The organism is Candidatus Chloroploca asiatica (assembly GCF_002532075.1).
Lineage (GTDB): Bacteria > Chloroflexota > Chloroflexia > Chloroflexales > Chloroflexaceae > Chloroploca > Chloroploca asiatica.
In genome coordinates this window covers 1-616 of sequence record NZ_LYXE01000107.1, presented here as the reverse complement: position 1 = coordinate 616, position 616 = coordinate 1, and the positions used below count along the sequence as shown (strand labels likewise).

Annotated in this window: 1 protein-coding gene; it reads right to left on the bottom strand. The window is 53.7% G+C overall.

The features are described 5' to 3' along the window. Window positions 1-143: 143 nt before the first annotated feature. Entirely contained in the window at window positions 144-389 is a 246-nt protein-coding gene (locus tag A9Q02_RS13980) for a hypothetical protein (protein WP_097653705.1), read from the bottom strand. Between the last annotated feature and the right edge of the window lie 227 nt (window positions 390-616).

Here is a 616-nt window from a genome sequence, read left to right as displayed (position 1 = left end):
GAGCGGAGCCGGAGGCGGAGCGAAGGATCTTCACGGGTACAGGGAGATGCTTCGCTGCGCTCAGCATGACATGGGGGGCGCTCAGCATGACACGCCGTGCGCTCACTATGACACGAGGCGGGGGGCCTCCAGCGTCATTGGTATTAGCGGATGACTTCCAAGACGCGGAGCAAGAGCGATGTCATAAAGACAACACTCAACGGCATAATCGCTACGTTGAGAGCTTTGCTCAGGCGTTGGGCACGGATGCCGGTGAAGCCGCCGATGATCTCTTTTTGGATCAAGAGCACGAGCAGGGTCAGGATAACGATGAGTGTGAGCGATGCGACTGCCACAGAGGTGATCGTGGTGACCGTGGTGACGGTCGTGGTTGTAACTGTCGTAATCATAGTTACCTGCAACTCCTTGAGCAGCGCAACGCAATGAACGCAAGACTGCTACCCTGATGTCTGGCCCAGATCCACCTATCTTTTGATAGAGGATTATTGCATTACCATTGTAGCACAATGCACTTGTCTAATACAATACCCTGCAAATGAATAATCGCTAACTTTGCTCGTTACCCTATTCACTCGCGAGCATCCCCTGCTCTTGGGCTGCATGCTGGTTTGACGGT

What these genes read in the sequence shown, in the direction of transcription:
- A9Q02_RS13980 (WP_097653705.1), bottom strand. Translation starts at nt 389, where the DNA reads ATGATTACGACAGTTACAACCACGACCGTCACCACGGTCACCACGATC.